13 protein-coding genes are annotated in these 19,574 nt (G+C 70.9%); 10 read left to right on the plus strand and 3 right to left on the minus strand.

Annotation, left to right across the window (positions count from 1 at the left end):
* Positions 1-25: 25 nt before the first annotated feature.
* Positions 26-781, minus strand: coding sequence for an amino acid ABC transporter ATP-binding protein (locus AB0O48_RS17965; protein ID WP_357247462.1), 756 nt, complete (start codon positions 779-781; stop codon positions 26-28).
* A 195-nt stretch (positions 782-976) separates the two neighbouring features.
* On the opposite strand from AB0O48_RS17965, the gene selD reads away from it, so the two are divergent.
* Together selD and AB0O48_RS17975 are read left to right on the plus strand one after the other, a co-directional pair.
* Entirely contained in the window at positions 977-1,966 is a 990-nt protein-coding gene (selD, locus tag AB0O48_RS17970) for a selenide, water dikinase SelD (protein WP_365066839.1), read from the plus strand.
* Positions 1,967-2,239: 273 nt separating this feature from the next.
* The gene (locus AB0O48_RS17975; RefSeq protein ID WP_357247467.1) at positions 2,240-2,719 is read left to right on the plus strand and encodes a hypothetical protein; all 480 of its coding nucleotides are present in this window, start codon (positions 2,240-2,242) and stop codon (positions 2,717-2,719) included.
* Positions 2,720-2,829: 110 nt separating this feature from the next.
* Here AB0O48_RS17975 and AB0O48_RS17980 read toward each other — a convergent pair whose 3' ends face one another.
* A complete protein-coding gene (locus AB0O48_RS17980) occupies positions 2,830-3,078 on the minus strand; it encodes a DUF2277 family protein (protein ID WP_357247470.1) in 249 nt (82 codons plus the stop codon).
* A gap of 139 nt (positions 3,079-3,217) precedes the next feature.
* Between AB0O48_RS17980 and AB0O48_RS17985 the strand changes: the two genes are divergently transcribed.
* From AB0O48_RS17985 to miaB, 8 genes are all read left to right on the plus strand, one after another.
* Positions 3,218-3,409 carry a hypothetical protein gene (locus AB0O48_RS17985; RefSeq protein ID WP_357247473.1) on the plus strand — a complete coding sequence of 64 codons (192 nt, stop codon included), beginning with the start codon at positions 3,218-3,220 and terminating at the stop codon, positions 3,407-3,409.
* A gap of 3 nt (positions 3,410-3,412) precedes the next feature.
* On the plus strand, positions 3,413-5,824 hold the full coding sequence (locus AB0O48_RS17990) for an FxsB family cyclophane-forming radical SAM/SPASM peptide maturase (RefSeq protein ID WP_365066844.1): 2,412 nt from the start codon (positions 3,413-3,415) through the stop codon (positions 5,822-5,824).
* Positions 5,817-6,629 carry an AAC(3) family N-acetyltransferase gene (locus tag AB0O48_RS17995; protein ID WP_365066847.1) on the plus strand — a complete coding sequence of 271 codons (813 nt, stop codon included), beginning with the start codon at positions 5,817-5,819 and terminating at the stop codon, positions 6,627-6,629. Before AB0O48_RS17990 ends, AB0O48_RS17995 begins: the two co-directional genes overlap by 8 nt.
* A gap of 53 nt (positions 6,630-6,682) precedes the next feature.
* Complete coding sequence (locus AB0O48_RS18000) at positions 6,683-7,348, plus strand: TIR-like protein FxsC (protein ID WP_357247482.1); 666 nt, start codon at positions 6,683-6,685, stop codon at positions 7,346-7,348.
* Entirely contained in the window at positions 7,345-8,595 is a 1,251-nt protein-coding gene (locus AB0O48_RS18005) for a TIR-like protein FxsC (protein ID WP_357247485.1), read from the plus strand. The genes AB0O48_RS18000 and AB0O48_RS18005 overlap by 4 nt, the downstream gene beginning before the upstream one ends.
* Positions 8,585-12,445, plus strand: coding sequence for an FxSxx-COOH system tetratricopeptide repeat protein (gene fxsT / locus AB0O48_RS18010; protein WP_365066851.1), 3,861 nt, complete (start codon positions 8,585-8,587; stop codon positions 12,443-12,445). The genes AB0O48_RS18005 and fxsT (AB0O48_RS18010) overlap by 11 nt, the downstream gene beginning before the upstream one ends.
* Before the next feature lie 33 nt (positions 12,446-12,478).
* Complete coding sequence (fxsT, locus tag AB0O48_RS18015; RefSeq protein ID WP_365066854.1) at positions 12,479-16,348, plus strand: FxSxx-COOH system tetratricopeptide repeat protein; 3,870 nt, start codon at positions 12,479-12,481, stop codon at positions 16,346-16,348.
* Positions 16,349-16,512: 164 nt separating this feature from the next.
* The gene (miaB, locus tag AB0O48_RS18020) at positions 16,513-18,006 is read left to right on the plus strand and encodes a tRNA (N6-isopentenyl adenosine(37)-C2)-methylthiotransferase MiaB (RefSeq protein ID WP_365066857.1); all 1,494 of its coding nucleotides are present in this window, start codon (positions 16,513-16,515) and stop codon (positions 18,004-18,006) included.
* 39 nt (positions 18,007-18,045) lie between these two features.
* On the opposite strand, the gene AB0O48_RS18025 is transcribed toward miaB, so the two are convergent.
* Entirely contained in the window at positions 18,046-19,401 is a 1,356-nt protein-coding gene (locus tag AB0O48_RS18025; RefSeq protein WP_365066860.1) for a cellulose binding domain-containing protein, read from the minus strand.
* Between the last annotated feature and the right edge of the window lie 173 nt (positions 19,402-19,574).

Genomic DNA, 19,574 nt, shown 5'->3' on the forward strand with positions numbered 1-19,574 from the left:
GTGCGGCGCGCTCCACTACGGACGCCTAGTGCGTGAGGATCTTGGAGAGGAAGTCCTTCGCCCGCTCGCTGCGCGGGTTCTCGAAGAACTCCGCCGGGGAGGCGTCCTCGACGAGCTTGCCGTCGGCCATGAAGATGACCCGGTTGGCCGCGTGCCGGGCGAAGCCCATCTCGTGGGTGACCACGACCATCGTCATGCCGTCGCGGGCCAGCGAGGTCATCACGTCGAGCACCTCGCCGACCATCTCCGGGTCGAGGGCGCTCGTCGGCTCGTCGAAGAGCATCGCCTTCGGCTGCATGGCCAGCGCTCGGGCGATGGCCACGCGCTGCTGCTGGCCGCCGGAGAGCTGAGCCGGGAACTTGTCCGCCTGGTTGCCGATGCCGACCCGGTCGAGCAGGGCCAGGCCGCGCTCGCGGGCGGCGGCCGGCTTCTCCTTGCGGACCTTGATCGGGCCGAGGGTGACGTTCTCCAGGATGGTCTTGTGCGCGAAGAGGTTGAAGGACTGGAAGACCATGCCCACCTCGCTGCGCAGCTTGGCGAGGGGCTTGCCCTCCGCCGGCAGCGGCTGACCGTCGAAGGTGATGCTGCCGGAGCTGATCGGTTCCAGTCGGTTGATGGCGCGGCACAGCGTCGACTTGCCGGAGCCGGACGGGCCGATCACCACGACCACCTCACCCCGACCCACCGACAATGAGACGTCGTCCAGCACGTGCAGCGGCCCGAACCACTTGTTGACCGCGTCCAGCACGATGAGCGGTTCGCCCGTCGTCACGTCGTCCACCGTCCCCTGTCGTCTCCCGGATCGGGGTCGGTTGACCCCCGGTGCGGCCACTGTAGGCGGCCTGATGTGGCGGTATGCAACTCGGCGGGTCACGGAGCGATAACACCGGTAACGATCGTCGACGAGCGTCCGATTCTGGTCACTGCGCGGGTGACAACGGTGGCGATCGTGGCGCGTTGTCGAGATCATGGGGGGATGACCGAACCGGTACGCCTGACCCGTTACGCCCGTGGTGGCGGCTGCGCCTGCAAGATCCCGCCGGGTGAGTTGGAGATCATGGTGTCCGGTCTCGGGCCGGCCACCGGAACCGCGGAGCTGCTGGTCGGGCTGGACCACGGTGACGACGCGGCGGTGGTCCGCCTGGACGAGCGGACCGGGCTGGTCACCACCGCCGACTTCTTCACCCCGGTGGTCGACGACGCGTACGACTGGGGTCGGATCGCCGCCGCCAACGCGCTCTCCGACGTGTACGCGATGGGCGGCACCCCGTTGGTCGCGCTCAACCTGCTCTGCTGGCCCCGCGACGTGCTGCCGATGGAGTTGGCCGGCGAGGTCCTGCGCGGCGGCCAGGACGTGGCGCGGGAGGCCGGCTGTCACCTGGCCGGCGGCCACAGCGTGGACGACGACGGCCCGAAGTACGGGCTCGCGGTCACCGGCACGGTCCGTCCGGAGGAGTTGATCACTCTCGACGCCGGAGTGGCCGGAGTCCCGTTGTCGTTGACGAAGCCGCTCGGGGTGGGTGTGCTCAACACCCGACACAAGGCCACCGGTGAGACCTTTCCGGAGGCGGTGGCCTCGATGAGCGCACTCAACCGGGACGCCGCCCGTGCGGCGGTCGCCGCCGGCATCCGCTGTGGCACCGACGTGACCGGGTTCGGGCTGCTCGGGCACGCCTCGAAGCTGGCCCGGGCCAGCCAGCTCACGGTGGCCATCGACGCGGCCAGCGTGCCGTACCTGGCGGGTGCCCGGGAGGCGCTGCGCGACGGGTACGTCAGCGGCGGCAGCCGGCGCAACCTGGAGTGGGTCACGCCGTGGACCGATTTCGGCACCGTGGGGGAGGACGAGCGGTTGCTGCTGGCCGACGCGCAGACCTCCGGCGGCCTGCTGGTCGCCGGCGAGGTTCCGGGCGCTCCCGTGGTGGGTGAGTTGCTGCCGCGCGGCGAGCACCTCGTCGTCCTGCGCTGACCGTTTCGGCTGGTCGACGCCGGATACGCGGTGGTCACGCTCGCCGGACACGCGAGTTCGGTTCGCCGGACACGCGGTCGCGGTGGTGCGGCCGGTGCACCATAGCCGATAAACTGTCACCTTCCCGCTACTCCGAGCAATGCGGCTCAGGGAAATTTGGCCCGGAATGGTCACAGACCGGTAACTTGCCCCCGCCTGGGGTCAAATGCCCCCCACCATCGTGAGTAAGGCCCGATCCGGAGGCCGGTGGGACGAACGCAGCGAGGAGGCGGAATGACCGAGCTGTGGAACTGGAGAATCGACGGGGCTCGACCCGTGGAGGTCTACCCGGCGCTGGCCGAGGCGCTTGGTCGGGTGGTGATGCCGCTGGCGGTGGCCGACCCAGCCCGACTGCCGGCGTACGCGGTGGTGTGCGACGTCTGGGAGGCGCCGGGCGAGTTCGCGACGGTGGTGGATTGCTACGGGGTGCCCGAGCGGCTCTCCGAGCACGCCAGCATCGCCGCGCTCGCTCGACTGTTGGGCCGCAACTGCCTGTTGCGCGACGACACGCTCGACGCGGGCCGGCACCTGCTCGTCGCCCCGGACGGCACGGTCCGTCCGGTGCACTTCGACGTACGGGACACCGAGGACGGTGAGGTGCTCAGCAGGCACCGGCTCTGCACGGTGGGCGACCCGGGCTGTCGGGGCTGGTCGCAGTGCCACCGTTCACGCTGGGCGCCGGACACGGTCGTCCCGGCGCTCGCCGCGGCCTGACCTTCGGCCAAGGGTTCGGGCGCGAATCGCCGCGGCCGGACCCGCCAGAGGGGCGGCCCGCGTGCCGCAACAGCAGGTCGGTCCGCGCCCGCGGTCAGGTGGTGCGGCGATCAGGTGGTGGCGGCGGCCTGCCGGTCCGGGGTGCCCGATCCGGCGCCCCGCACCACCAGTTGGTCGAGCAGGTCGCGCGTCGCCGCGGTCACGGCGGCCACCGCGGCGTCGAACGCGGCGGCGTTGTGTGCGGCGGGCGCCCGGAAGCCAGAGATCTTCCGGACGTACTGCAACGCCGCCGCCTCGACATCCGCGTCGGTCACCTGCGGGGTGAACGGCTCACGCAGCGTCTTGATGCTCCGGCACATGTGAGTTCCTCCTCGGTTGGTGCGCTACTTGACCAACGATGGCATCGTTGGGGCTGTTGCCTATTCTGGTGGCGCGTCAGGGCCCTCGGGCCGTCCATCACACCTCCCGTGGCGCGTCCGCGGGACCCGGAGACTCACTGTGGACCAGAAGCCCGCATCGCCCGCCGGTCGCAGTTTCGACCCGATCGCGTCGATCCTGAGGACTCGGCTCGATCAGGTTACGGCCGAGCACCCCGAGACGGTCGACGTGCTCCTGCGCCGCGTCCTCCCTCCGGCGACCGGTCCGGCGGAGACGGTCGTGCCCATCGCCGCCTTCAACTCGGCCATCTGACCCATGATGGCTGGGCGATCCGCGCCGGCTCCGCCCAGCGCTGCGATCAGCCAGTACGTCCTGAAGGTGCATAGCCGCTGTGATCTCAGCTGCGATCACTGCTACGTCTACGAGCACGTCGACCAGACCTGGCGGGGCCGGCCGCGCGAGATGGCCGCGGCGACGCTGGACGCCGCCGCAGCCCGGATAGCCGAGCATGCCACGGCACGCGATCTGCCGGTGGTCCACGTCGTGTTGCACGGCGGCGAACCGTTGCTGCTCGGTCCGGCCCGGATGCGGCAGATCCTCAACGGGCTGCGAACGGTGATCGACCCGGTCGCCCCGCTCGATCTGCGGTTGCAGACCAACGGCGTCCGGCTCGATCCCGCGTTCTGCGACCTCTTCGTCGAGTACGACGTCAAGGTGGGGGTCTCCCTGGACGGCGACCGCGTTGCCAACGACCGGCACCGCCGCTTCGCCAACGGCGCCAGCAGCCACGATCCGGTCCGACAGGCCCTGGCCCTGCTCCGGCGCCCCGAGTACCGCGCCAGCTACGCCGGGATCCTCTGCACGGTGGACGTGGCCAACGACCCGGAGGCGGTCTACGCGGCGCTGCTCGCCGAGGAGCCACCCCGGATCGACCTGCTGCTGCCCCACCACACCTGGGATCATCCACCGGTTCGACCGGGCGGCTCCCCGACCCCCTACGCCGACTGGCTGGGCCGGATCTACCGGCGGTGGGTGAACGACGGCCGGCCGGTGTCGATCCGCCTGTTCGACGCGTTGTGCCCCGGCGGGACGCCCGCGGGCACGGAGGCTGTCGGCCTCGGGCCGGCCGACCTGCTGGTGGTCGAGACCGACGGCACCTGGGAGCAGACGGACTCGCTGAAGGTGGCGTACGACGGCGCCGCGGGAACCGGCCGAACGGTCTTCGACCACACGGTGGACGAGGCGGCGCGGCATCCCGGGGTGGCCACCCGGCAGACCGGGCTGGCCGGGCTTTCCTCGATCTGCCAGTCCTGCCCAGTGGTCGCGCGCTGCGGCGGCGGGCTCTACGCGCACCGCTACCGGAGCGGCGCCGGGTTCGACAACCCGTCGGTCTACTGCGCCGACCTCCGAAAGTTGATCTCAATCATCGACCGGCACCCGCCCGGGTCGGCCCCGACAGTCGACCGTGCGGCGGCGCCGCGACCGCCCGGGGAGATTCCCCCTCCTCGGCGGTCGCCGGACCGGCCGGACGCCGAACCGGTGCCGCTCGATGTGGAGCGGATCCTGGACGATCTCGCCGGCGGAGGTGGTGGCCCGGAATCGATCGCGTTCCTGGTCGACGCCGAGTTGGCCATCGTCCGCGCGCTCCTGGCGGCCAGCCGGGATGCGACGGCGCCCGGCCCCGGATGGGACCTCCTCGTCGACCTGGACACGACCGCGCCGGCAACGCTCCGTACCGTGCTCCGACATCCATTTCTACGCCCGCGCCTGACCAGTCTGCTGTCGGGTCCCCGGCAACCCGGGTCGCGATCCCCCGAACCCGACCCGGTCGCCGCGCTCGCCGCGGCGGCCGCCGTTCGCGCCGGAATTTCCGCCGAGGTCCAGGTCCCCGTCGCTGGTGGCGAGGTCTTCCTGCCCACGCTGGGCGCATTCTGGATGCCGTCGACGGGGATCGACACCGTGGTGCTCACCGTCCGTCCTGGCGGCTTCCGGTTACTCGCCGGATCCGAACCGTACGACGTCAGGTTGGACGAGCCGGCCGGCTGGCCCTCGGGATGGCGGCCGACCCGACGGAGCGGGTTGCCCGGCCACGAGGTGATCATCGAGGACCTGGACCCGGCACGGGACTGCTACGGGCAGTCGGTACGGGAACGCCTGGCGGAGCGGCCGGCCGCCGATCTGGTGGAAACGGTCACCGAGGCGTGGCGGCTTGCCGAACGGGATGTCCCCCGCCACGCGACGGCGATGAGGGTGGGAATGCGCGCTGTCGTTCCACTGGACACCTCGCCTACGGGCGCACTGCGCAGTGCCACCGCGCGCGCCGCCTTCGGCGCCGTGGCGGTGGGGCCGGTCGCCGACCCGGAGACCCTCGCCGTGCTGCTCGTGCACGAGTGGCAGCACTCCAAACTCGGTGCGGTGCTGGACCTGTACGACCTGGTCGAACCGGGATCGCCGGTCCGGCTGTCGGTTCCCTGGCGTCCCGATCCGCGGCCAGCCGAAGGGGTGCTCCAGGGCGCGTACGCCCACCTGGCGATTGCCGAGGTATGGCATGCCCGCGCGGTCGCCGACCGACCCGCTGATCGGACGGCCGCGACCCACGCCGACCGATTCCACCGCTGGACGGGTGAGGCGCTCGACGAGTTGGCGGCGAGCCGTTCGTTGACCGCAGCCGGGGACCGTTTCGTCGCGGGGCTGGGACGTGCGCTGGCGGGGCTGGTTCGTGGCTGACCCGCAAACGCCCCCGTTCGACGTCGGCACCGTCGCCGCCGAGTTGCGCGCCGCAGGTCTCGCCGCCGGGCAAGACGTCCTGGTGCACTCGTCACTGCGGCGGGTGGGCCCGCTGGCCAAGGGGGCGGAGACCCTGGTCGAGGCGCTCAGCGCGGTGCTCGGTCCGCGGGGCACGCTCGTCGTGCCGACCCACAACGCGGGCAACTCGACGACCTCACGTACCTGGCACGAGGCGACCCGGGGGATGAGCGCCGACGAGCGGCTCCGGTACGAGGCGACCCTGCCGGGCTGGGACCGCGGGCGCACTCCCGCGCAGGGTGTCGGCGCATTGGCCGAGTACGTACGCCTTCTGCCGGGAGCCGTGCGCAGTGACCACCCGCAGACCTCGTTCGCCGCCGTCGGACGCCGGGCCGAGTCGCTGACGGCCGATCATGCCCTGGACTGCCACCTTGGGCAGCGGTCGCCGATTGGTCGGATGTACGACAGCGGGGGCCACGTGCTGCTCCTCGGGGTCGGCTACGAGGCGTGCACCGCTCTGCACCTGGCCGAGTACCGACTGCCCAGCGTGACGACAAAGGCCTATCGCTGTTACCGTCAGGTCGACGGAGGGCGGCTGCGCTGCGACTTCGTCGCGCCGGAGTTGGACGACAGCGACTTCGACGATCTCGGCTCGTGCCTGGACGATCAGCCCTTCGTGCGTCGTGCCACGGTTGGTCGGGCGATCAGCCGACTGCTACCGATACCCGCCACAGTGGACTTCGCCGTAGAGTGGTTCGTCAGCAACCGGATCAGCCCGAACCATTGACGGACGCCTTACGTTAAGAATCCGGTCGCTTTCCGGCCGGCGGAGGAACGACGGTGAGCGAAGCGGTGGCGGTCGTCAATTCGCGAACCCCGCTGTTCTTCGTGAGCTATTCCCGTCCGACGGTCCGGCGGGCCGGAAACAACCCCCAGGAGTACGTCTTCCGGTTCTTCGACGACCTCTCCACGCACGTCAGCGAGCTGGTCGGGCTGCCGACCGGGGTGGATCCCGGGTTCATGGACAGCACGCTCTCCGGCGGTGAGCGGTGGACCCCCGAACTGCTGAACGCGGCCGGCACCTGCCAGGTTTTCATCCCCTTGGTGTCCAGCTCTTTCATCACCAGCACATGGTGTGCGATGGAGTGGCACGCCTTCGCGCGACGCCGTATCGAGCCGCTGAGTCCAGGTGCCTCCGCGCATGAGACGGCGATCGTGCCCGTCAACTGGTCGCCCACTGCCGAGGCGGCACTGCCCCCGAGCCTCCGTGCCATCCAACGGTTCTCGCCAACCGCGATACGGGACGACAACTCCGTCGCGCGCCAGTACGAGCAGGAGGGGGTCTACGGGTTGCTGACCATGCAGATGGAACAGGCGTACCGCGCGGTGGTGTGGCGTCTGGCCCAGCGGGTGGTGGCGATCCACCGGGCCTACCGCGTCCATCCGCTGGTGCCGAAGGGTGTCGACGAGTTGCGCACGGTCTTCACCGAGGAGGCAGCCGTATGACGCCGCTCACCGCCGCGGGGGCGGCACCGACGCGAGAGACGTACTTCTTCCTCAGCTATGCGCATTCCGCACCCGTGCGGAGCGCCCGCACCGAAACCGACGTCTGGGTCCGCCGGTTCTTCGCCGACCTGTCGAACGAGGTGGGTCGGCTGGCGTCCCCACGGCCGGGCGTGGAGATCGGCTTCATCGACCAGCACATCCCCCCGGGCGCCGACGTGAAGGCGGCCCTGGCGGGTGCCCTCGGCGCGGCCCAGGTGTTCGTGCCGCTCTACTCGCCGGGCTACTTCAACAGGCCGTGGGCGCTGGGCGAGCAGAAATCCTTCCTGGCCAGACTGCTCACGGCCGCGGGCGCGGGGTCGGTGCCTCCCGTCGTGGCGGCCGAACACGTGGCACCGGTGCTCTGGATCCCGATCCCCAGTTGGGAAGCCCATCCCGAGCTCGATGCGGCACTGGCCCTGGGACGGGACGTCCCCGAGTACGCCGAGAACGGCATGCGAGCGCTCTGCATGCTCAACGCCTACCAGGACCAGTATCGGGTCCTGCTCGGGCGGCTGGCCCGGCGGATCGTGGAGCCCACCCAGCGGTTCTGGCTGCGCCCGTCCCGAGCGCCAGCCCTGGATGAGGTGTCGCGGCAGACCTCGGCAGACCCGGCGTTCGTGGTGGCGGTGCTGGCGCCCACCCGGGATCGGCCGCCGCAGGGACGGGAGCCGTCCTCGTACGCCGAGCGCAGTTCGCTCTGGCGCCCGTTTGGAGCACGACAGGAACTCCCGTTGGCCGAGTACGCCGCGAGCACCGCCGAGCGACTCGGTCTGCCGGTGCGCACCACCGACTTCGTCGACGCCGAGGACCTGCTCGAGATCCGCCCGGGTGTCGTCCTGATCGACCCGTGGATCACCGAGCTGCCTGGCGGCGCGTCCACTCTGCGGGCCGCCGCGCGGGCGCTTCCGCAGTGGGCGGTCCCGCTCGTGGTGACCGACGCCGACGACCCGCGCGACGCGCAGCGCAGCGCCGATCTGGCCCGGCTTGCGCTCGGCGTGCTCCAGGACGCGGGAATGACACGAGCCCGGTGGGTCGGCCGCATGGACGAGTTCGCCGGATTGATGCCGACCCTGGTGACCGAGGCCCGGCGGCTCTACCTGAAGCACGGCGCGGTGTTCCCGGCATCGGGGCCGGGCACCCGGCCACCCAGCCTGCGCACCCCGGTCCCGTCATCGTTCAAAGCCCCGGAGGTGCCCGATGAGGAGTGAGCGCGACGGAAAGATAGTCACCTTCTACTCGTTCAAGGGTGGAACGGGCCGGACGATGGCGCTGGCCAACGTCGCGTGGATCCTGGCAGCCAACGGCAAGCGGGTGCTGGTCACCGACTGGGACCTCGAATCGCCCGGCCTGCACCGCTTCTTCCACCCTTTCCTGGAGGAGGCGACGATCGGCGGGACCGGCGGGGTCATCGACCTGATCCGGAACTACGAGTCGGAGACCATCCTCGAGGCGGCACGGCCGGAGGGCTGGGTCGAGCGGTGCGCCCGGGTCAGCCTGCACGCGTTCTCGCTGCGCTGGGAGTTCCCGGGCGGTGGCGGGTTGGACTTCCTCTCCGCCGGCCGGCAGGACAGCTACTACGCCACCTCGTTGAGCGGCCTGGACTGGGACACCTTCTATAACCGGCTGAATGGCGACCGGTTCTTCAAGGCGCTGCGCGCGGACATGAAACGCGAGTACGACTACACCCTGATCGACAGCAGGACCGGGCTCAGCGACGTCGCCGACATCTGCACGCTGCACCTGCCGGACATCCTGGTGGACTGCTTCACCCTCAGCGACCAGGGCATCGACGGCGGGGCTCGGGTCGCCCGCACCGCCGAGCACCACCGAGAGCGCGACATCCGGATCCTGCCGGCGCCGATGCGGGTCGACCAGGCGGAGAAGGAGAAGGCCGACGCCGGACGGGCGCTCGCGATGCGCCGATTCACCGGGCTCCCCACCGGTATGACGGAGGAGGAGCGCCGGCGCTACTGGGCGGCGGTGGAGGTGCCGTACCGACCGTTCTACGCGTACGAGGAGACGCTGGCGACCTTCGGCGACGATCCCGGCTCGCCCACCTCACTGCTGGCCGCGTTCGAGAGGCTCACCGCGGAGCTGACCGACGGCGAGGTGAGCGCGATGCCGCCGATGGACGAGTCGGTGCGCGAGCGGCAGAAGGCCCGCTTCCGGCGCCGCTCCGCGCTCCCCGACGACCTCCTGCTCCGCTACGCCCCGGAGGACGCGGTCTGGGCGGAATGGATCGAGAAAGTGCTCAGCGCCACCGGTGTCGAGGTCGTCGACGGCACCCGACCGGCCGAGCCCCGCGCCAAGCCACCGGCCCGTACGCTGACCATTCTCTCCTCGGCCTACGTGGCGCTGCCCCCTGCGGCACTGCCCCCGCGCGACCCGGCCGCCGGCACCACTCCGCTCGCGGTCTACGTGAGTGATCTTCGGCCCCTCGCGGAGTTCCCGGTGGCCTCGTCCACCAGTCTGTTCAACGTCAGCGCCGAGGAGGCCGCGGAGCGGCTGTTTCGGCTGGTGGACCGACCGCCGCCGCTGCGTGCCGACGATCCGGCCGACGCCGGCCTGCGCTTCCCGGCCGCCGAGCCTGCCGTCTTCGAGGCCCCAGACCGCAACGCGCGCTTCACCGGCCGCGAAGGTGAGCTGGCCTACCTGCGTCGACACCTGACCCCCGCCAAGCCGGTCGCCCTCCAGGGGATGGACGGTGTCGGCAAGACCGAACTCGCCCTGGAGTACGTACACCGCTTCAAGTCGGCGTACGACGTGGTCTGGTGGATCACCATCGGCGCGACGGAGTCGGCCGGCGCCGACGTGGAGAAGTCCCTGGCGGCCTTCGCCGCCCGGCTCGGTGTCGGTGGCCACCCGGACCGGGCTGACGACGTCCGGGCGGTGCGGGAGGCGCTCGGGCGGGGTGAGCGCTGGCGGTGGCTGCTGGTGATCGACAACGCCGAGGAGGTCGACCCGGTCGAGGGCTTTCTGCCGACCGGCGGTGGCCACGTGTTGCTCACCTCCCGCAGCCCGACCTGGGCGGAGTTGGCCACCCTGGTCCAGGTCGACGTCTTTGCCCGCGCGAAGAGCGTCGCCCACCTGCGACGCCGGGTGCCCTCCCTCACCGAAGAGGAGGCCGGGCGGATCGCCGACGCGTTGGGGGACCTGGCGGTCGCGGTGGCCGCCGCCGGCGCGTACCTGGCGGACACCGGTACCTCGGTCGACGCGTACCTGGAGCAGATCGAGTGGCACGGGCCCACCGCCCTCTCCGTGGAGGCCACCTGGAACCTGTCGCTGGCACGGTTGCGTACGCAGTTCCCGGCGGCGTTCCGCTTGTTGCAGCTCTGCTCGGTGCTGGCCCCGGAGATCCACACGGACCTGCTGCTGGAGAACGACGAGATGGCTGCGGCGCTGAAGCCGTTCGACCCCGAGGTTTCCCAGCGCGAGGTGCGGGGGCGGTTGGTCCAGCAGATGAACCGGTCGGCGCTGGTCACGATCCACACATCGGAGAAGCGGGTGCTGGTGCACCGGCTGCTCCAGGCGGCGGTCCGGGAAACGATGACCGTGCAGGAACTCGCCGACGCCCGGCACCAGGTGCACCAGGTGCTGGCTGAAGCCCGCCCCAAGGGCGACACCGACGATCCACAGACCTGGGACACGTTCCGGATGCTCTGGCCGCACTTCGAGCCCTCCGGCGTGGTCAGCAGCCAGGATGAGTCGGCCCGCGAGTTGATTATCGACCGGGTGCGGTATCTGTGGCGTCGGGGTGACCTCGATCAGGCGAACGCGTTCGCCGCGGAGGCCGACGAGGTCTGGTCGGCGGGGCTGGACCGCCTCCAGGGCACCCACGAGGTCGCCACGCTGCTCCGGCAGTTGCTGCACCTGCGCTTCAACCGTGGGAACGTGCTGCGGGCACTGGCCCGCTACGACGAGGCCCTCGCCCTCGACGAGCAGGTCCTTGGAGAGCAGCGGGAGCTCCTGGACAACCGGCATCCGCACACCCTGATGACGGCCGGGAGCCTGGGCGCCGATCTGCGGGCGGTCGGCCGCTACGCCGAGGCGCTCGAGCACGACAAGAAGACCTACGACCTCTGGAGTGAGGAGTTCGGCGAACAGCATCCGCGGACGCTCATCGCGGGCAACAACCTCGCGCACTCCTATCGCCTCGTCGGCGATTTCGAGTCGGCGCGCAACGGGGACGATGCCGTTCTCCATCACCGCCGGCTCGTGCACGGCCCGGAACACCCGTACACGCTGCACTCGATCGCGCAACTGGCACGCGACCTGCGAGAGGCCGGCGAATACGGCAAATCGGCGGCGATGCTGGTCGACCTCCGTGATCAACTCACCGGCCTGAAGGAGATGGGCAGCGAGGCGGGGGACACCTTGAACGCCCAGGTCAGCCTCGCGGTGTCGCAGCGTTGTGCGGGTCAGGAGACGCAAGCAGCCGGACTGCTCGACTCGGCGTACCCGGTGCTCGAGGCAAAGTTCGGGCGGGACAATCCCGAAACCCTGATCTGCCGGGCGGCTCTGGTGGCCAATCTGCTGGCACTCGGCAAGAACGACCGCGCCGTGGCCGAGGCCGAGCAGGTGGCGATGATCTACGAGCGGCGGCTGGGTGCCCGCCACCCGCACACCCTGGGTGCGCTCAGCAACCTTGCCGTCGCGCAGCGAGCCGTGGGGCGGGCCACCCAGGCCCGCGCCACAGCCGAACGGGCCGCCAGCGCGCTGCGCGAGGTGCTCGGGCCGGACCACCCGCACACCCTCGCGGCGGAGGAGAACTTCGGCATCTGTCTCGCCGAGGAGGGCAGCCGGGATGCCGCGATCGATTGCCTCCGCGCGACCGCGGACCGTTGGGATGGCAAGTCCGGAGTGAGCCATCCGGACGCCCTGCGTTGCCGGGCGAACCTGGATCTCGTCCTGCGGGAGAGCGACGGCGACCGGCCGTCGGCGGCGATCACCAACCCGGTCGTCAAGCTGGGCGAGGTGGTCGCGGCCGATCATCCAAGCGTGCGCGCGCTGCGGGAGGGGCGGCTGGTCGCCCGGATCATCGACCCGCAACCGTTCTGATCGGGCATGACGCCCGGTCCAGAGAGGACAGGCATGAGCGCTGATCGCGAAGGTCAGGTCATCACCTTCTACTCGTTCAAGGGTGGAACGGGACGGACGACGGCGCTGGCCAACATCGCGTGGATCCTCGCTGCCAACGGTAAGCGGGTGCTGGTCGCGGACTGGGATCTCGAGTCACCCGGCCTGCATCGCTTCTTCCACCCGTTCCTCGACACCGGGGCGATCCAGGGCGCCAGCGGCGTGATCGACATCATCCGCGACTACGAGTGGGAGACCACCCGGCTCGACGACCGGCCGGACCGCTGGATGGAGCAGTACGCCCGGGTCGGCCGGCACGCGTTCTCGCTGCGCTGGAACTTCCCCGACGGCGGTGCTCTCGACTTCCTCTCCGCCGGCCGGCAGAACAGCGACTACGCCGTCTCGGTGAGTGGGTTGAACTGGGACAACTTCTACAACCGGCTGGGCGGGGCGCAGTTCTTCGAGGCGCTGCGGGCGGACATGAAGCGGCAGTACGACTTCACCCTGATCGACAGCCGGACCGGGTCGAGCGACGTCGCCGACATCTGCACCCTGCACCTGCCGGACACCCTGGTCGACTGTTTCACCCTCAGCGACCAGGGCATCGACGGGGCAGCTCGGGTCGCGCACTCGGTCCGGGAACGGTACCGGCAGCGGGACATCCGGGTCCTGCCAGTGCCGATGCGGGTCGACCACGCCGTGAAGGAGCAGAGCGAGGCTGGTCGTCTGTTGGCCATGCGCCGGTTCGCTGGTCTGCCGGCGGAGATGACCGAGGCGCAGCGCCAGCGGTACTGGGCCGCAGTCGAGGTGCCGTACCGGCCGTACTACGCGTACGAGGAGAAGCTGGCGACATTCTGCGACCCGCCCGGCTCCCCGACCTCGCTGCTGGCCGCGTTCGAGACATTGACCGGGATCCTCACCGCCGGCGCGGTAACGGCGCTGCCCGTGATGGACGAGTCGGTGCGGGAGCGGGTCAAGGCCCGTTTCCGCCGACGCGCCGAGGCGATCGACGACCAGATCGTGCTCCGGTACGCGCCGGAGGACGCCATCTGGGCCGAGTGGCTGGAGCAGGTGCTCAGCTCGTCCGGGCTGCGGGTGGTGGAGCCGACGGCCGGCGTCGGCTCCACCGGCACGCCGGCCCCGCGCACGCTGACCGTGGTCTCGCCGGCCTACGTGGCGACGCCGTCCGGCGGTCCGCCCGACCGCGGCCCGAGCTCCGACTTCATGGCCCTGGCCGTGTACGTCGCCGACCTGCGCCCGTTGGCCGAGTTTTCGGCCCGGAGCTCCACCACCCTGGTCAACGTGAGCGCCGCGACCGCTGTGGAGCGGGTGTTGCGGCTGGTCGGCCGGCCGGTGCCGTCGTCGGCGGACGGGCCGGCTGGCGGGGCCACCCGTTATCCCGGCACCGAGCCGTTGATCTTCAACGCCCCCAACCGGAACGCCCGGTTCACCGGCCGCGAGGGCGACCTGGCGCGACTGCGCACGCAGTTGCAGGGCGGGGGCGTCGCGGTGGTGCTGCCGGTCGCCCTCCAGGGCATGGGCGGCGTCGGTAAGACGCAGGTGGCTTTGGAATACGTGCACCGGTTCAAGTCCGCGTACGACGTGGTCTGGTGGATCGTGGCGGACCCGCCGCAGTTCGTCGACACCGCCCTGGCCGACCTCGCCGGTCGCCTCGGCATCCTCGTCGGTCCCACCCTGCCCGACACGGTCCGGTCGGTGCTCCAGGTGCTCGGCCGTGGTGAACCGTACGAGCGGTGGCTCGTCGTACTCGACAACGCCGAAGAGCTCGACCAGATCGAGCCCTTCCTGCCGCAGGGCCCCGGGCACGTCCTGCTGACCTCCCGCAACCGCGCCTGGGGTGACCGGGCGAACCCGATCCAGGTGGACGTCTTCGACCGCACCGAGGCCGTCGCGCACCTCGCCCAGCGGGTGCCCACGATCGGCGCCGAGGAGGCCAACCGGGTGGCCGAGGCGCTCGGCGACCTGCCGATCGCGGTGGCCGCGGCGGGCGCCTGGCTCGCCGACACCGGCACGTCGGTCGCCGACTACCTACGGCAGATCGAGCGGCACGGCCCGAGCGCCCTCTCGGTGGAGGCGACCTGGGATTTGTCGCTGAACCGGCTGCTCGACCAGGCGCCGGCCGCGTACCGGCTGTTGCAGCTCTGCTCGGTGCTGGCTCCGGAGATCGCCCTCGAACTCGTCTACAGCGACGAGATGGCGGCAGCCCTCGTGCCGTTCGACCCGTCGGTGTCGGAGCGGCTCGTACGTGGTGCCCTGGTCCAGCAGATCAACCGCCTGGCGCTGCTCAAACTCGACGTCCAGGGCGGTCGGGTGCAGGTGCACCGGCTGTTGCAGGCGGTGGTCCGCGACCGGATGACCGACGACGAGATCGACGGCGCCCGACACCAGGTGCACCTGGTGCTGGCCGCGTCCCGGCCACGCGGCGACGTGGACGACCCGACCACCTGGGCCCGGCTGCGGATGCTCTGGCCGCACCTGGAGGTCTCCGAGGCGCTGACCTGCCCCGACGAGCCGGTGTGTCAGCTCCTGATCGACCGGGTCCGTTATCTGTGGCAGCGCGGCGGTCTGGACCAGGCCGACGTCTTCAGCCAGGAGATGGACGACACCTGGAGCGCCCGGCTCGGCGACACGCACGACGAGGTCGAGACGTCGGCGCTGGGTCGACAGTTGCTGCACCTGCGGTTCAACCGGGCGAACATCCTGCGCAGCCTGGGCCGCTTCGACGAGGCCCGGGACCTGGACGAGGCGGTGCTGGCCGAGCAACACCGGCTGCTGGGCCCGCTGCACCCGCACAGCCTGATGACCGCCGGCGGCCTCGGCGCTGACCTACGAGCGCTCGGCCGCTACGCCGAGGCCCTGGAACGGGACCGGTCCACCTACGCCTCATGGCTCCAGGTGTTCGGCGAGGACCACCCGGGGACGTTGAGCGCGGCCAACAACCTCGCCGTCTCGTACCGGCTGGTCGGCGACTACCGGTCGGCCCGGCGGTGGGACGACGAGGTGCACCAGCGGCGGCGGCTGGTGCTCGGCCCCACCCATCCCGACACGCTCGTCTCCGCCGTGCGGCTCGGCAGCGACCTGCGGGAGGCCGGCGAGTACGAGCGCTCGGCCACCCTGCTGCGCGCGGTCTACGACACGTACTGCGAGGTGCTCGGGCCGGACGACGGCCAGAGCCTCGTCGCTCAGGTCAACCTGGCGGTGTCCCTGCGCAGCTCCGGTCGGGGCAGCGAGGCCGCGCCGATGTTCGACACGGCCTACCGCGAACTCGGCGAACGCTTCGGTCCGGACAACCCGGACACGCTGGCGTGCCGGGCGAGCCGGGCGGCGAACCTGCTGGCCGTCGGCGATGCGACTCGGGCACTGACCGAGATGCTCGCGGTCAGCCAGGCGTATGAGGAGGGTCTCCGGCTCGGCCCGGAACACCCGTACACCCTGGCCACGCTGAGTAACATCGCTGCCGCCGAGCGCGCGCTCGGCCGCAGGTCGGAAGCCCGTACGTCGGCGGCCCGGGCGTCCGGTGAGTTCCGCAAGATACTCGGCCCCGACCACCCGCACACCCTTGCCGCGGAGGTGAACCACGCGGTGTGTCTCGCCGAGGAGGGGGCGTGGGACTCGGCGCGGGAGCGACTGCGGGAGACCGCCGGTCGCCTGGCCGCGGTGATCGGGGCGGATCACCCCGACACGCTGCGCTGCCTCGGTGACCTCGCCCTGGTGTCGACGCGCGCCGGTGGCGAGGCCCCTGCCGAGGACGTCGGCGCGGTGGCGGACCGGCTGGCCGAGGTCATCGGCGCGGAGCACCCCACGGTGCGGACCCTGCGTGACCGGCGGTTCGTCGTCCGGGTGATCGACCTGCACCTGTTGTGATCGGGGCACCGTTCCGGCTCCCCGCTGTGACCGTGCCGAGGCCCGGGCGGCAGCGTGCTCCCCGCCGGGAACCCTCACCGTGGACCGCCGGGTCAATGCCGGTGGGTGGGGGCTGCCAACTGGGCCGCTACCCTGGTAGCCCGAGGGGAAGGGGCACCAAGAGGGTGGCTAGGACCTACAACGTCGTGACGTACGGCTGCCAGATGAACGTCCACGATTCTGAGCGCATCTCCGGCCTGCTCGAACAGGCTGGCTACGTACGTGCGGTGCCCTCCGACGACAACCCGGACATCGTCGTGTTCAACACCTGCGCCGTCCGGGAGAACGCGGACAACCGGCTCTACGGCAACCTCGGTCGGCTGCGCCCGGTGAAGGACAAGCACCCGGGGATGCAGATCGCGGTCGGTGGTTGCCTGGCCCAGAAGGACCGGGGCGAGATCGTCCGCAAGGCGCCCTGGGTGGACGTGGTCTTCGGCACCCACAACATCGGTGCGCTGCCGGTGCTGCTGGAGCGGGCCCGGCACAACGCCGCCGCCGAGGTGGAGATCCTGGAGTCCCTCGACGTCTTCCCCTCCACGCTGCCCACCCGCCGCGAGTCCACCTACGCCGGCTGGGTGTCGATCTCGGTGGGCTGCAACAACACCTGCACGTTCTGCATCGTGCCCGCGCTGCGCGGCAAGGAGAAGGACCGCCGTCCCGGCGACATCCTCTCCGAGGTGCGCGCCCTGGTCGACGAGGGCGTGCTGGAGGTGACCCTGCTCGGGCAGAACGTCAACTCCTACGGGGTGGAGTTCGGCGACCGGTACGCCTTCGGCAAGCTGTTGCGGGCCTGCGGCGACATCGACGGGTTGGAGCGGGTCCGGTTCACCAGCCCGCACCCGAAGGACTTCACCGACGACGTGATCGCCGCGATGGCCGAGACGCCGAACGTCTGCCACTCGCTGCACATGCCGTTGCAGTCCGGCTCCGACGACGTGCTGAAGGCGATGCGCCGGTCCTACCGCTCCGAGCGCTACCTGGGGATCATCGAGAAGGTCCGGGCGGCGATGCCGGACGCGGCGATCACCACCGACATCATCGTCGGCTTCCCCGGCGAGACCGAGGCCGACTTCCAGCGCACCCTGGACGTGGTCCGCGAGGCCCGGTTCTCCTCGGCCTTCACCTTCCAGTACTCGAAGCGCCCCGGCACCCCCGCCGCGACCATGGACGATCAGCTACCCAAGCAGGTCGTGCAGGAGCGCTACGAGCGGCTCGTCGCCTGCGTCGAGGAGATCACCTGGGCGGAGAACAAGCGGCTCGTCGGGGAGACCGTCGAGGTGCTGGTCGCCGTCGGCGAGGGCCGCAAGGACGAGCGGACCGGCCGGATGTCCGGTCGGGCCCGCGACGGCCGGCTGGTGCACTTCGCGACCGAGACCGCGGGTGGGGAGTCCCTCGCTGGGCAGATCCGGCCGGGCGACATCGTGCACACCACCATCACGTACGCCGCTCCGCACCACCTCAACGCCGACGGACCGCCGGTGGCGCACCGACGGACCCGGGCCGGCGACGCGGCCGAGGCGGGCCGCTCCCCGCGTACCCCCGGGGTGTTGCTCGGTCTGCCGACGATCGGCGCACCGCCGGTCGCGCCCGCACCCACCGCCGGCTGCGCCACGTACTGAGCGCACGGAAGGGCCCCTCGTCGAGGGGCCCTTCCTCGGTCAGACGGTGATCCGGCCGGCGCCGGCGCCCGCCGTCACGACGGACTTGACGCTGCTCGCGGTGTCGAGTTGGTACGAGTACGGGATGCTGGCCACGCTGCCGCCGGTCTGCCCGGCGGGCGAGTTGACGAAGTGGTTGTTCCGGGCGACCAGGCGGCCCGGCCCGGAGTCGGCCTCGCCCAGGTGGTACGTGTCGTTGACGTTCTCGAAGTAGTTGCCCTCGACGAGCACGCCGGCGTTCTCCGTGGAGGCCACGCCGTAGCCGCCGTTGGCCCGGTAGTAGTTGTTGAACACGTGCACCGGGTTGCCGAAGCGCACCCGGGGGTTGCGCTGCCTGCTCCCGTCGAACCAGTTGTGGTGGTAGCTCACCCGCAGGTGGCCGGTGTCCTGGGCGCCGTTGTCGTCGCTGTGGCCGAGCAGCATGGCCTTGTCGTGGTTGAAGACCCGGTTCCACGACACGGTGACGAAGTCCGATCCGCGCTTGATGTCGACCGCGCCGTCGTACCCGTTGCTGAAGGTGTTGTGGTCGACCCACACGTTGGTGGCCGACTCCTGCACGTTGATCGCGTCGTCGTTCCAGTCCCGGAAGGTCAGGTTGCGGATGATGACGTTGCGGTCACCGCTGACGTTGAGCCCGCAGCCGGCGATGGTGGCGCCGGAGTTGCCGAGGATGGTCTTGTTGGACCGGACCCGCAGCATTCCCGAGCAGGAGATCGTGCCGGACACCCGGATCACCGCGGCGCCCGTCGCGTTCAGCGCGCTGGTCAGCGCCGACGCGTTGGTGACGGTGGTGGCCGGTGCGCCGCCGCCGCCGGTGGTGCCGCCGTTCTGGGTGGCCCAACCGACGAGACCGGTCGGTGGCGGGACGCTGGGCGGCGGATCGCTCGGGATCGGCGGGGTCGTCGGTGTGCCCGGGTTGGTCGGGGTGGTGGTGCCGCCGGTGCAGGCGACGTTGTTCAGGGTGAAGCTGGTCGGGTCCGGGTTGCTGGCGTTGTTCCAACTCGCATTGAAGCCGAACGAGGCGCTGCCGTTGGTCGCCAGGTTGCCGTTGTAGTCCACGTTGGCGGTGGACACCTGGCCCCCGGTCTGCGAGACGGTGGCACCCCACGCCTGGCTGACCTGCTGCCCGGCCCCGTACGACCAGCGCAGCGTCCAACCGGAGACCGGGTCGCCGAGGTTGGTGACCGTGACGTTGCCGGTGAACCCGCCCGGCCACTGGCTGGCGACCGAGTAGGCGACCCGGCAGCCGGCGGCCGCCTGCGCGGACACGGACGTCAGTAGCCCGGCGGTGACGAGGCTGGCGGTGGCGGCGGCGGTGGCGGCGAGCAGCGTCATTCGACGCTGTGGTGTGCGCATGCTGCTTCCTTTCGAGGAGGCGGACGGGACCGTCGCGACACCCATGCCCGTGGGCGGCGAATCGTGCCCGGACCAGTGGCCCGCCAGTGCGATGACGTGAAGGAAAGCGGCTCCCGCGCTCGCGGCCACCTCTGCGAAGGCAAACGCTTTCCCGATGAAAGCATAGAAGCATG

Origin of the sequence: Micromonospora sp. NPDC085948 (assembly GCF_040686315.1) — a bacterium.
Taxonomy (GTDB): Bacteria; Actinomycetota; Actinomycetes; order Mycobacteriales; family Micromonosporaceae; genus Micromonospora.